Source organism: Variovorax sp. P2_H12, from assembly GCF_056403395.1.
In genome coordinates, this window is the sequence record NZ_JBFUFO010000003.1 from 43,461 (window position 1) to 56,644 (window position 13,184).

Genomic DNA, 13,184 nt, shown 5'->3' on the forward strand with positions numbered 1-13,184 from the left:
CGACACTGCGGCTGGATTTGTTGCCGAGGTGATGCCTTTGCACAGGACACCACAGGCCGGTCGCCGCCCGTAACAAGAATTGGTAACCCGATGATCTCTGAAGCGCGAGCGAAGGGGTCGGGCGCGCCAGCACGGTCGGTTGCCGCCGACGATGCGGCCATGATTACCACGCGACTGGCGCCTCTGTTCTTCGTCTCCGGCGTGGCTGCCCTGGTCTACCAGGTCTGCTGGCAACGCCTGCTGTTCTCGGCCTTTGGCGTCGACATCGACTCCGTCACGATCATCGTCTCGGTGTTCATGCTCGGCTTGGGGCTGGGCGCATTGGTGGGCGGAAACCTCGCCGATCATCGCCCCGCGCTGGTGTTGCGCTTCTTCGCGGTGGCAGAACTGGGCATCGGTGCCTTTGGGATGTTCAGTCCAGCCCTCATACGTGCCACGGGTGATGCCTTTGTCGATGCATCCCAATGGCAAATAGTGATCGCGAATTTTCTGCTGTTGCTGATTCCAACTTGCCTGACGGGCGCCAGGTCATTGCACAGTACCCGCAGGTGGCAGGCTTGCTATCGGATTCGCGCGTCAATATCGTGATTGACGACGGACGCCGCTGGATGCGTCGTCACAAGGATGAAGCCTTTGATCTGATCGTCCAGAACACCACCTGGTCGTGGCGAGCGTATTAGGCAAACCTTTATCTACGCAAGCAAGTCGGACTTTTTTCGATCCATCGCCACTGCGGAGCAGGCCTTCCGGGAACTGCGCCTTGACGGGGCGGCCGTGTTTGCAGAGTCTGCCTATCTATCCGGCGGGCTCGCCAGGCATATGATCGATGCACCGTTCGTGTCGCACGACAAGCAGTTCGCAGAAATGTCGGAGTCGCCCGGACTGATCACGGACCAGAACATGCTTGTCGAACTGGCGCACGGGCTCTGGCGTTATCGCTTGCCGCGCTTTTACCGCGAAGTGGACAGTGTGCGTGCGCGGCTTCACAGATAGTGACGTCTCCCCCTTGGCCGGTCGACCCGTGAGCCGGAAGTGGGTCTGTATTCGATCAATCACCTCGCGCTGCCGTCACTCGGCCGTTCGGGGTGCTTGCGATGGAGCGGGGATCCGTCGAGTGGGCGTTGCCCGGCACGCCATACATGGCGAGTTCGGCGTTCACCTTCCATTCGAGCATGTCCTTTCGGATATCCGCCAACTCGCGAGGATCGACATCCTTGAGTGCGTGTGCCTCAGTGGGGTCCGTCTCGAGGTCATACACTTCCATCGGATAGCGATCGAAGCTGTAGATGTATTTGCGTCGGCCTTGACGTGCCCCCAGAAAGGTCCATTCGACACTGCTGCTGAAATAGAGGCGGCGATTCGGGTCCACGGGCGACAACAAGGACGTGCCAGGCAGTTTGACGTCCTCGAGGCGATAGCCAAGCAGTTCGATGAGCGTCGGTACGATATCGATCTGCTGTCTGCTGCCGCCGATCCTGCCGTTGGGCGCGATCAAGCCGGGCGCGTAAAGAATGGCCGGCACGCGGACTCCCTGTTCGTAGATGGCATTGAAACTCTGCTTCAGACCGTGTTCCCCGAAGATCTGGCCATGGTCGCCGAGAAACACGAACACTGTTTCATCGAGGACTCCAAGCTCTGCGTAGCCTTGCATGAGCTTTTCCATCACGCTGTCGATATAGCGCAGACAGTTGTAGTACGAGGTGAGGACCGGATCATTGACGCCTTCAAACTTGATCTTCTCCCATGAGTCCGGTGTCGTGTAGTCGTGGTGCCCGACGTTCGTCATGATCGTGGTCATGAACGGACGTCCTGCCTTCTTCTGCGCCGCCGTCCACTCCATGATGGGACTCACCATGACTTCATCTGCCAATCCAAAGTAGTTTGCGTTCTTCATGCCCGGTTGCATGAGGTCCTTGCCTGTCACGATCGAGTCGAAACCCAGCGCCTCGAGCAATTCGGTGTCATTGAATATTTCTCTGACGGTCGTCGCAAAGTAGCTCGTTGCATAGCCAAGTTCGTGCAGCGTCGTGGGCAAGCCGCGCAATACGGGCGCAGCTTTTTTCCGCTCCTCCGCCCATATCGCTGTTCCTTCGTTTGTGACGGGATACTGGCCGGTCAACACCGCCACCCAGGCGGCGGCAGTGCGCGGAATGACCGCATTCATGTCCTCGACTTGCGCTCCCTTTTCAGCGAGCTGTTTCAAGAACGGCGTGGTCGCAATTTCGGGTGAGTGAAGCGTCGTCGAAACGGCTCGCACCGACTCCATCATCACAATGACGATGTTTCGTTTGTGAGTGGAGCCCGTCGGGGTCAGTTTCATGCTTGAACTGTTCCACCGGGCCTGGCCCGTCCGCCCGTACTCTTCGTAAGCGCGTGCGCGGATTTCGTCCGCGGGTGACGGCTTCATGGTCCTGACGAGTGCGGAAACGACCCCCTCTGTATGGCGCTCCACCTCCAGAAAGCCGACGATCGGCGTGGGGACGAAGGCCGCCGCGGCAACGATCCCTGCCATGCCGAGCGCGGCGTCCGGAGGCCACCCCTGTCGCAGAGGAGGCAGGCGACGCATACGCCAGGCCCAGACCGTGGGCAGGACAATGGCTGTCAGGACAACGATGGCCCGGAAGGGCGTGGTTTCGGCATTGACCAACGGCACCATGTCCCTGATGTTGGTCGCGGCAAACACCAGGACTCGCGAGTTCGTGGGCTGACCCATGGCGAGCTGGTAGACATAGTCGATGCCCACCAGCACGCAAAGCAAGACAACGATCGCTTGAATGATGCGAACAAGCCAGCTTCGCAGTCCCGCGGGCGTGACTTGCAGAAGTGCGCCGACCACCAGCACCATGGCTGCGACGAGGATGGCATCGTTCCAAATGCAGGCGATCACCATCCAGCCTTGTTCGACCGCGGTGGTCGTCCACCTTGACACCGTCTGAACGAGGCTCTCGGAGCCTTTGGCAAGCACGCTCGACAGTGCCAGCGCGAACATGAACGCCGCCGCCATCGGCACGATCAGAAAACGACGGGACGGGAAGACCAATCGCTGCACCGCGATCGCCGCCAGCAAGGCCAAGACGAAGCGCAGGGACGTAAATCCCCATAACCACCGAAGCACGGTCCATGGACTTGAGGGATCCAGCTCGCTCCCAAGAAACGAAAACGCGAGGAAGACTTTCGCGGCCTTCGACAGACACAGCAAGATGGCCAACGGTGTCACCATCAGCCATGCCAGGCGCCAAGGACTGACAGCTTGCGCGCGCGATCGAGATGCGTCGTCCATCAACGTTCGTCTTTGTCTTCATTGCACATTGTCACGATCGTGTAATAAATTTGCCTTATCTGTCAATCGACGATTTCGAGCCCGACCTTCGCCGCATCCTCCGCAGCGACGGCTTGGCTTCCGGCAGAATGCCGCGATGAAGAAACCAGCGGTCGAGGGGAGCCTCCTTCTCGTCGACGACGACCCCACCATCATCCAGCTGCTGAGCCGGATGCTTTCGAACTACCCGACCGTCCGGTTCGCGACCAGCGGTGTCGATGCGCTGCGGCTTTGCAAGGAGGCGATGCCCGACCTGATCCTGCTCGATGCGCAGATGGGCGACATGAGCGGCCTGCAGGTTTGCGAGGCCCTCAAGGCCGACGTTGCGCTGGCCGATGTGCCGGTCATCTTCGTGAGCAGTCACCAGGAGTCCGCGCTCGAGGTGGCGGTGCTCGAGATGGGCGCGGTCGACTTCATCCGCAAGCCTTTCGAGGCGCCGCAGGTGCTGGCGCGCGTCGGCACCCAGCTGAAGCTCAAGCGCCTGGCCGACGACCTGCGCCGGCTCTCCAGGATCGATGCGGCGACCGGGCTCGGCAACGACAGCGCGCATGCGGAGCAACTGCAGCGCGAGATCCTGCGCGCGGCCGAGGCCGCCGGGCCCATCGCGCTGGTGCTGCTCGAGCTGGATTTCTTCGCCTCCTATGAAGCGCTCTACGACCGCAAGGCTGCGGAGGCCTGTCTCGCCGCGGTCGCCGATGCCCTGCGGCGCAGCACCCGCCGGCCCGGCGATTTCGCGGCGCGCCTCGGGCGCGACCGCTTCGCGCTGATCCTCGCGGACACGGCGGCCGACGATGCGCTCCATGTCGCCAATCGGGCGCTGCGGGCCGTGGAGGCGCTGGACATCGCTCACCAGGGCTCGGCCGTTTCGCGCCATGTGACCTGCAGCGCCGGCGTCGCCTGCCTCGATGCCGCCGTGCCTGGCGAGCCCGACGCACCGGCTGCGGACGACCGCCGCGCGGCGCTCGAACGTGCCGCCGAAGCGGGCCTGGCCCAGGCGGTGCAGGCCGGTCGGGCCCAGGCGGGCCTGGCGATCCCCGCGTTTGCTCAGGCGGGGACGGACGCGGTCGGCGAGGCCGATTGAGCATGTCCACGTCGCTGCGGGCGTCCGCGCGCTCGCTGGCGTGGCTGGCCCTCGGCCTCGGCGCGGCCGCCGGCGCCGCATTCCTGCAAGTCGGCTACAACGAGTCGCTGGCACGCACGCGCTTCGACGCCTTGTCGCGGCGGGCCGTCGATCAGGTGGCCGCGCGCATGCACGCGTTCGAATCCGGATTGCGCGGTGCGCGCGGTGCGGTGATCGCCGCCGGCGGGGATGCCGGCATCACGCGGCTGCGCTTCGCGCAATACAGCGCGTCGCAGGACATCGAACGCGAGTTCCCCGGCTCGAACGGCTTCGGCTTCATTCGCCGCGTCCCGGTCGACCAGGAGGCCGCATTCGTCGCCGCCGCCCGGCTCGACGGCAAGCCCGATTTCCGGGTCCACCAGCTCGGGCCCAACGACGGCGAGCGCTACGTCATCCAGTACTTCGAGCCCTCCGATTCCAGCATTCCCGCGATCGGACTCGACATGGCCTCCGACCCGCGCCGGCGCGCCGCGGCCGAGCGCGCCATGACGACCGGCGAGATCGTGATGTCGGCGCCGATCACGCTGCTGCGGCGCGGCGATGCGCCAAAGTCCGTGCTGCTTTTGCTGCCGGTCTACCAGGTCGAATCGCAACTCGCGGCGCTGAAGCAGCGCCACCGCCGGTCGGCGCCCACGCGCGGGACGCGCGCCGAGACGATCGGCTGGATCTACACGCCGCTGGTCCTCGACGAGGTGCTGAAGGGGTTCGACTTCCAGGACGGCCAGTTCGCCATGGCGCTGGCCGATGCGGGGGACGACGGCAGGCCCGATCGCTTCTTCGTGTCGCCGCAGGTGCCGGCCGCCGGCGCCGGCGGGCTCCGGAACGTGCTGCCGCTGGCGCTCTACGGGCGCACCTGGCAGGTGGAGATCGTCGCCAAGCCGCTGTTCCTGAAGCAGCTCAACCTTCGCAGTCCCTGGGCGGTGTTCCTGATCGGCGCGACGCTGGCGACGCTCTTGGCGCTGCTGTCCTTCATCGAGCAGGTGACCCAGCGCCGCAAGCGGCGCGAGAGCGAGCAACGCTCGCGGCTGGCCGCGATCGTGGCCAGTTCCAACGACGCCATCATCGGCTGCGGGCTGGACGGCAAGATCACCGAATGGAATGACGCGGCGGGCAAGATCTTCGGCTACTCCGCCGACCAGGCGCTTGCGCACCCCACCCAGGCCCTGCTGATGCCGCCGGAGTACCGGGACGAGGAAGAGTCGCTGCTGCGGCACGTCGCCGAAGGCCGATCGGTCGCCGCCTTCGAGACCTTACGGCGGCACCGCGACGGCTCGCCGGTGGCAGTTTCGGTGGCGGCCGCCCCGATCCGGTCGGCCGACGGCCGGGTGGTGGGCGTAGCGCAGACCGTGCGCGACATCACGCACGAGAAGGCGACCAAGGCGCACATCCTCGAACTCAACGCCACGCTCGAGCAGCAGGTGAGCGAGCGCACGGCGCAACTGGTGGCGCTGTCGACGCGCGAGCGGGCGATCCTGGCCCATGCGGCGAGCGCCATCATCGCGACCGATGTCGACGGCGTGGTCAGGCTGTTCAATCCCGCCGCCGAGGCCTTGCTGGGCTACGCGGCGGCCGAGGTCGTGGACCGGGCGAAGATGATCCGTTTTCACGACGCGGCCGAAGTCCATGCCCGCGCCGAGGCGCTCGGCGCCGAGCTGGGCCGCCCGCTCGAGGTCGGCGAGGTCTTCGCCCGCGCGCCGGACGCTGCCCGCGGGCATCCCGGCGAGTGGACCTACGTGCGCAAGGACGGCAGCCGCGTCGCGGTGCACCTGAGCGTGAGCCCGCTGCGCGACGCCGCGAACGCGGTGATCGGCTTCATCGCGATCGGCTCCGACCTGTCGGAGCGCAAACTGGCCGAAGAAAAGCTGCGCAGCAACGAGCGCTTCATGCGCATCGTCACCGACAACATCCCGGGGATCGTCGCCTACTGGACGCTCGACATGCGCTGCACCTTCGCCAACAGTGCCTACCGGCGCTGGCGGGGGCTTGCGCCCGAACAGATGATCGGCACCACGCAGCGGGAACTGCTGGGCCCCGAGCAGTTCCGCATCAACGAGCCCTACATCCGCGCGGCCCTCGCCGGCAAGGGCCAGCGTGTGATGCGCACCCGCGTGCTGGCCGACGGATCGACGGCGCACTACTGGCTGCACTACATTCCCGATCGCGACGAGCAGGGCGTCGTGCAGGGCTACATCTCGGTGGCGGTGGACGTGACCGACATGCGACGTGCGCAGGATCAGCTCGAGGCCCTGAATCTGGCGCTCAAGGAACGCAGCGCGCAGGCGGAGTCGGCGAGCCGGGCCAAGAGCGAGTTCCTGGCCAACATGAGCCACGAGATCCGCTCGCCGCTGAATGCGGTGATCGGCCTGGCCTACCTGTTGCGCCAGACCTCGCTGGACGAGACGCAGCGAGACTTCCTGCAAAAGATCGATGCCTCCAGCAACGCGCTGCTGGGCGTCATCAACGACATTCTCGACATCTCGAAGATCGAAGCCGGCGAGATGGCGCTCGACGAATCCGGGTTCGACTTGCGCGAGTTGCTCGAGGGCGTCATGGCCATGGCCTGCGTGAACGCCCGCGACAAGGGCATCGCGTTGCGACTGGAAACCGAGGACGGGCTGCCGAGGCAGCTGCGCGGCGACCAGGCGCGGCTGCGCCAGATCCTCGTCAACCTGATGAGCAACGCGGTCAAGTTCACGGCCGCGGGGTCGGTCTGTCTCGGCGTGAAGGTCGAGAAGCGGCAAGGCCAGCACGCGCAGCTGCGCTTCACCGTGCTCGACACCGGCATCGGCATCGAGTCCGAGTTGCTGGGCCGCGTCTTTGCGCCCTTCATCCAGGCCGATTCGTCGACCACGCGGCGCTTCGGCGGCACCGGGCTGGGGCTCACGATCGTCAAGCAGCTCACCGAGCTGATGGGCGGTGAACTCGGGGTTGCCAGCACGCCGGGCAGCGGCAGCGAATTCTGGGTGGTGCTGCCGCTGGAGATCGCCGCCGACGCGGTGGCGGCGCCCACCGGCGACATGCTGCCGCCGGAGGGAGGCGCCGCCTCCGATCAGGACCTGTCGCGGATCCGGGTGCTGGTGGTGGACGACGGCCCGGTCAACCTGCTGGTCTGCCAGAGCATTCTTGCGCGCGCGGGCGCGCAAGTCGGCCTGGCGAAGGACGGCCGCGAGGCAGTGGACATGCTGCGGGCAGGGCCCGGGTCGTTCGACCTGGTGCTGATGGACGTTCACATGCCGGTCCTCGACGGCAATGAAGCGACGCGGCTGATTCGCCGCGAGCTCGGCCTCGCGGCCTTGCCGGTGATCGCGTTGACCGCGAGTGCCCTGGTGGCCGAGCGCGAGCGGGCCTTCGAGGCCGGCATGAACGACTTCGTGAGCAAGCCCTTCGATGCCGAGGCGCTGGTGCGCACCGTGCGGCGCTGGGTGGAGCGGGCGCGCGGCGGCGGGACGCTCGAAAGGCCAGTGTCGCCGGCAGTCGATGTGCGGCTGCCCGCGGACTGGCCGGTCATCGAAGGCATCGACACCGTGGATTCGTTCCGGCGGCTGCAGGGCGATCGCGGGCTGCTGGCCAGCGCGCTGCGCCGGCTGCTCGCCGAATTCGCCGACCTGGCGCAGGAGGAGGGCGCCGCCGGCCGCGCGGACCCGGCCGCGGCGCTGGCCGCGCGGCTGCACAAGCTGCAAGGCAGCGCCCGCACCATCGGCATCGACGCGGTGGGGCGCCACGCGGCCGAGGCCGAAGCAGGGCTGCAGGCTGGCGACCCGCAAGCGCAGCAAGTGCGGGTGGCATTGAGCGCGCTGGCCGGGGCGCTGCGCCGGCTGCAGCTTGCGGTGCAGCCGTTCCTCGAGACCGCCGCCGGTGGGACGCAGGCCCATGGCACCGCGCCGCCCGGCCCTGAAGCGCTCGCGGCCTGGATCGGCGAGCTGCGCCGGCAGAGCGTGGGTGCCATGTCCCGCTTCGACGAACTCGCCCCGTCCTTGCGAACCCACCTCGGGGCAGAGCGCTTCGCGGCGCTGGAACGCGCGGTGCAGCAGCTTCAATTCCAGCGCGCGGTCGAGATGCTGGAGGGTGCCGAAGCGGCCCGCCAGCCCCCAAACCTATAATCGAAGGCTCCAGCAGATCAAGCAGTCAGGTGGGTTCGATGCAGGGGCTGCCCCCAACCGGCCGCCTTCGCACAAGCCAAGAACCCAAGATGAGCCAGCCCACCTTCAGCGTCGCCGACATCCGCAAGTCGTTCCTCGATTTCTTTGCGACCAAGGGCCACACCGTCGTGCCCTCCAGCTCGCTGGTGCCGGCCAACGATCCGACCCTGATGTTCACCAACTCCGGGATGGTGCAGTTCAAGGACGTGTTCCTCGGCACCGACCGCCGCCCCTACGTGCGCGCGGCCTCGGTGCAGGCCTGCCTCAGGGCCGGCGGCAAGCACAACGACCTCGAGAACGTCGGCTACACGGCGCGCCACCACACCTTCTTCGAGATGCTGGGCAACTGGAGCTTCGGCGACTACTTCAAGCGCGAGTCGCTCAAGTGGGCCTTCGAGCTGCTGACCGAGGTCTACAAGCTGCCGGCCGAGAAGCTCTGGGCCACGGTCTATATCGAGGACGACGAGGCCTACGACATCTGGACCAAGGACATCGGCCTGCCGCCCGAGCGCGTGGTGCGCATCGGCGACAACAAGGGCGGCCGCTACATGTCCGACAACTTCTGGATGATGGCCGACACCGGCCCCTGCGGCCCGTGCAGCGAGATCTTCTACGACCACGGCCCCGGCATCGCGGGCGGCCCGCCCGGCAGCCCGGACGAGGACGGCGACCGCTACATCGAGATCTGGAACAACGTGTTCATGCAGTTTGACATGCAGCCCGACGGCAGCGTGAAGCCGCTGCCCGCGCCCTGCGTCGACACCGGCATGGGCCTGGAGCGGCTGGCCGCGATCCTGCAGCACGTGCACAGCAATTACGAGATCGACCTGTTCGCGGCCCTGGTCAAGGCCGCATCGCGCGAGACCGGCGAACCGGATCTGGGCAACAAGAGCCTGCGCGTGATCGCCGACCACATCCGCGCCACCGCCTTCCTGGTGGCCGACGGCGTGATCCCGTCGAACGAAGGGCGCGGCTACGTGCAGCGCCGCATCGTGCGCCGCGCGATCCGCCACGGCTACAAGCTGGGCCAGAAGAAGCCGTTCTTCCACAAGCTGGTGCCCGACCTGGTGGCGCTGATGGGCGACGCCTATCCCAAGCTGCGGGCCGACGAGAAGCGCATCACCGACACGCTGAAGGCCGAGGAAGAGCGCTTCTTCGAGACCCTGGCCAACGGCATGGAAATCCTCGACGCCGCACTGGCCGGCGACGCCAAGGTGCTGTCGGGCGAGGTCGCCTTCAAGCTGCACGACACCTACGGCTTCCCGCTCGACCTGTCGGCCGACGTCTGCCGCGAGCGCAGCGTGGCGGTCGACGAGGCGGGCTTCCATGCCGCGATGGAGAAGCAGAAGGCCGCGGGTCGCGCCGCGGGCAAGTTCAAGATGGAGCGCGCCGTCGAATACACGGGCGCGGGCAATGCCTTCACCGGCTATGAGCATCTCGAGGAAAAGGCGACGGTGGTCGCGCTCTACTTCGAAGGCGCGCCGGTGCAGCAGCTGGCCGAAGGCCAGCCCGGCATCGTGGTGCTCGACACCACCCCGTTCTATGCCGAGAGCGGCGGCCAGGTCGGCGACCAGGGCGTGCTCGCCGCCGAAGGCGTGCAGTTCGGCGTCGAGGACACGCAGAAGATCAAGGCCGACGTCTACGGCCACCACGGCACGCAGACCCAGGGCACGCTGAAGGTCGGCGACAGCGTCGCCGCCCGCGTCGACACCGAACGCCGCGCCGCCACCATGCGCAACCACAGCGTCACCCACCTGATGCACAAGGCCTTGCGCGAAGTGCTGGGCGAGCACGTGCAGCAGAAGGGCTCGCTGGTCGATGCCGACAAGACGCGCTTCGACTTCGCGCACAACGCGGCCGTCACGCCCGGGCAGATCCTCGAGATCGAGCGCCGCGTGAACGCCGAGATCCTGGCCAACCAGGCGACCCAGGCGCGCCTGATGGACATGGAGTCGGCGCAGAAGACCGGCGCGATGATGCTGTTCGGCGAGAAATACGGCGACACGGTGCGCGTGCTCGACATCGGCAGCAGCCGCGAGCTCTGCGGCGGCACGCACGTTTCGCGCACCGGCGACATCGGACTCTTCAAGATCACCAGCGAAGGCGGCGTGGCCGCGGGTGTGCGCCGCATCGAGGCCGTGACCGGCGCCAACGCGCTGGCCTATCTGCAGCAGCTCGAATCCACGGTCCAGACGGTGGCCGCGACGCTCAAGACGCCCGCCTCCGAGCTGCAGGGCCGGCTCACGCAGGTGCTGGAGCAGGTGAGGGCGCTGGAGCGCGAAGTCGGCTCGCTCAAGGGCAAGCTGGCCTCGTCCAAAGGCGACGAACTGCTGGCGCAGGCGATCGACGTCAAGGGTGTCAAGGTGCTGGCGGCCAGGCTCGACGGCGCCGACGCCAAGACGCTGCGCGACACCATGGACAAGCTCAAGGACAAGCTCAAGACCGCGGCCATCGTGCTGGCGACGGTCGAGGGCGGCAAGGTCCAGATCGCGGCCGGCGTCACGGCCGACACCCTGGGCCGCGTGAAGGCCGGCGAACTGGTCAACTTCGTCGCCCAGCAGGTCGGCGGCAAGGGCGGCGGCAAGGCCGACATGGCCATGGCCGGCGGCACCGATGCGGCCGGCGTGCCGGCGGCGCTGAAGTCGGTGCAGGGCTGGGTCGCGGAACGCGTCTAGCCGTGGCGGACGACGTGGCGGTCGACATCCTCGTGATGGGCGCCGGCACCATCGGCTCGTTCATCGGCGGCCGGCTGGCGGCGGCGAAGGTCCGCGTGACCTTCGTGGGCCGGCCGCGCGTGCTGGGCGAACTGGCGCAGCGCGGCCTCACGCTCACCGATCTCGACGGGCTTCAGGGCCGCGTGCCACCCGCCGAGCTGCATCTGTCCGACGTCGTGCCCGCGGGCATCCGGCCCGCACTGGTGCTGCTGACCGTCAAGAGCGGCGCGACCGCCGAAGCCGCGGCCGAACTCGCTGCCGTCCTGCCGGCCGGCACCACCGTGCTGTCGCTGCAGAACGGCATCTCCAATGCGCGGGTCGCCGCCGAGGCCGGGCCGGGCCTGCACGTGTTGCCGGCCATGGTGCCCTACAACGTGGCCGAGATCGGCCCGGGCGCCTTCCATCGGGGCACGGAGGGCCGGCTGGCGGCGCAGGACGACCCGGCGCTGCGGCCCTGGGTGGCGGTGTTCGAGCGTGCCGGCATCCCGATCGATCTCCATGCCGATCTGCTGCCGGTGCAGTGGGGCAAGCTGCTGTTCAATCTCAACAATCCGGTCAATGCGCTGTCGGGGCTGCCGCTGCGCGACGAATTGCTCCAGCGCGGCTACCGGCGCTGCTTCGCGGCGCTGATCGACGAGGCGCTGGCCGTGCTCGAGCGGGCCGGCATCGCGCCGGCGCAGCTCGGCGCGGTGCCACCGGCGCGGATCCCGCCGATCCTGCGCCTGCCGACGCCATTGTTCCGGCTGGTCGCGGCGCGCATGCTGCGCATCGACGCCAAGGCGCGATCGAGCATGGCGGACGACCTGGCGCGGGGCCGGCGCACCGAGATCGATGTGCTCAGCGGCGAGGTGGTGCGGCTGGCACAGAGCCATGGCATGCAGGCGCCGCTGAATGCGCGGATGGTCGAACTGGTCCAGGCCTGGCCGGCACGCCGCGAGCGCTGGCCGGCGCGGCAATTATTGACCCAGTTGGGGTTGTAACCCCCACGCTCCCTCACTTCGTGTGGTCGCTGCCCCCCGAGGGGGCCGCAGGCCGCCTTGGGGCGGCCCGGCGGCGGCCTGAGCCCCACGCTCCCTCACGTCGCGTGGTCGCGGCCCCCAAGGGCCGGCGCCGGCCTCAAGCCTTCGGCGCCACGCTCGCGCCCTGGATCCGGTGCCGGGCCAGTGCATCGGCCACGAAGCCGCTGGCCTTCATCTCCTCGACGAAAGCGGCCAGGGCGGCGGCGGCGTCGGGACCGCGCGAGACGGGTGTGCCCATGGCCTGCTGGATCACCATGAAGCGACCCGGCAGCAGGCGCAGGCCGCCGTCGCGGGCGGCCTCGGCTTCGAGCACCTGGCGAATGCCCGCCGCCACCTCGGCCTGGCCGGCGCGCAGGCTTTCCATCACGCCCTGGGCTCCTTGCACGCGCACGATCTGCGCCTGCCTGATTTCGCGTGTGAGGAAGAGGTCGTAGGCGCTGCCGCTGCCGACCGCGATGCGCTGCCCCTCCCGGTCCACCTCGTCGTTGCCCCGGATCGCCGAGTCCGCCGGCACCAGGTAGCTGCCTTCGATCAGCACGTAGGGGGCGGTGAAGCGCAGGCCTTCGCTGCGTGCCGGGTCGATGGCAAAGAAGCCGATGTCGGCCTTGTCGTTTCGCACCGCGTCGACGGAGGCGGCCGCCTTCTCGAACACGACCAGCTCGACGCCGACGCCCAGTCGATCGGCAAAGGCGCGCGCCAGATCGATCGAGACGCCGACCGGCTCGCCGCTGGCGGCGTCCCTGTTCGCGAGGATCGGGTTGCCGAGATTGATGGAGGCGCGCAGCGCGCCGGTGGGCGTGAAGGCCGAAACCACGGCCGGGGGGAGGGGGGTGCTCATGGCCCCGGATTCTGCCGCAGCGGGGTCCGCGCTTC

The 13,184-nt window shown here is 67.7% G+C and carries 7 protein-coding genes; 5 read left to right on the plus strand and 2 right to left on the minus strand.

Annotation, left to right across the window (positions count from 1 at the left end; genetic code table 11):
* Positions 1 to 90 precede the first annotated feature (90 nt).
* Positions 91 to 588: a hypothetical protein gene (locus tag AC1DYK_RS02955; protein WP_478164898.1), complete on the plus strand. Its 498-nt coding sequence runs from the start codon at positions 91 to 93 to the stop codon at positions 586 to 588.
* 460 nt (positions 589 to 1,048) lie between these two features.
* Here the strand turns inward: AC1DYK_RS02955 and AC1DYK_RS02960 are convergent, their stop codons facing one another.
* Positions 1,049 to 3,280 (minus strand): LTA synthase family protein, encoded by a 2,232-nt coding sequence (locus AC1DYK_RS02960; protein ID WP_478164899.1) that lies wholly within the window; start codon positions 3,278 to 3,280, stop codon positions 1,049 to 1,051.
* A 136-nt stretch (positions 3,281 to 3,416) separates the two neighbouring features.
* On the opposite strand from AC1DYK_RS02960, the gene AC1DYK_RS02965 reads away from it, so the two are divergent.
* The 4 genes from AC1DYK_RS02965 (at position 3,417) to AC1DYK_RS02980 (ending at position 12,272) form a co-directional block, all read left to right on the plus strand.
* Positions 3,417 to 4,400 (plus strand): response regulator, encoded by a 984-nt coding sequence (locus AC1DYK_RS02965; RefSeq protein WP_478164900.1) that lies wholly within the window; start codon positions 3,417 to 3,419, stop codon positions 4,398 to 4,400.
* Between the two features lie 2 nt (positions 4,401 to 4,402).
* Positions 4,403 to 8,539 carry a CHASE domain-containing hybrid sensor histidine kinase/response regulator gene (locus AC1DYK_RS02970; RefSeq protein ID WP_478164901.1) on the plus strand — a complete coding sequence of 1,379 codons (4,137 nt, stop codon included), beginning with the start codon at positions 4,403 to 4,405 and terminating at the stop codon, positions 8,537 to 8,539.
* An 89-nt stretch (positions 8,540 to 8,628) separates the two neighbouring features.
* Positions 8,629 to 11,253, plus strand: coding sequence for an alanine--tRNA ligase (gene alaS / locus AC1DYK_RS02975; protein WP_478164902.1), 2,625 nt, complete (start codon positions 8,629 to 8,631; stop codon positions 11,251 to 11,253).
* 35 nt (positions 11,254 to 11,288) lie between these two features.
* Positions 11,289 to 12,272, plus strand: a complete 984-nt coding sequence (locus AC1DYK_RS02980) for a 2-dehydropantoate 2-reductase (protein WP_478165003.1) — start codon at positions 11,289 to 11,291, stop codon at positions 12,270 to 12,272.
* A 136-nt stretch (positions 12,273 to 12,408) separates the two neighbouring features.
* On the opposite strand, the gene AC1DYK_RS02985 is transcribed toward AC1DYK_RS02980, so the two are convergent.
* Complete coding sequence (locus AC1DYK_RS02985; RefSeq protein ID WP_478164903.1) at positions 12,409 to 13,149, minus strand: transporter substrate-binding domain-containing protein; 741 nt, start codon at positions 13,147 to 13,149, stop codon at positions 12,409 to 12,411.
* Positions 13,150 to 13,184 lie beyond the last annotated feature (35 nt).

Bases quoted from the DNA above. Each gene is read 5' to 3' on its own strand.
- AC1DYK_RS02980 (WP_478165003.1), top strand. From the start codon at position 11,289: ATGGGCGCCGGCACCATCGGCTCGTTCATCGGCGGCCGGCTGGCGGCG.
- AC1DYK_RS02960 (WP_478164899.1), bottom strand. From the start codon at position 3,280: ATGGACGACGCATCTCGATCGCGCGCGCAAGCTGTCAGTCCTTGGCGC.
- AC1DYK_RS02985 (WP_478164903.1), bottom strand. From the start codon at position 13,149: ATGAGCACCCCCCTCCCCCCGGCCGTGGTTTCGGCCTTCACGCCCACC.
- AC1DYK_RS02955 (WP_478164898.1), top strand. From the start codon at position 91: ATGATCTCTGAAGCGCGAGCGAAGGGGTCGGGCGCGCCAGCACGGTCG.
- AC1DYK_RS02965 (WP_478164900.1), top strand. From the start codon at position 3,417: ATGAAGAAACCAGCGGTCGAGGGGAGCCTCCTTCTCGTCGACGACGAC.
- AC1DYK_RS02970 (WP_478164901.1), top strand. From the start codon at position 4,403: ATGTCCACGTCGCTGCGGGCGTCCGCGCGCTCGCTGGCGTGGCTGGCC.
- alaS (WP_478164902.1), top strand. From the start codon at position 8,629: ATGAGCCAGCCCACCTTCAGCGTCGCCGACATCCGCAAGTCGTTCCTC.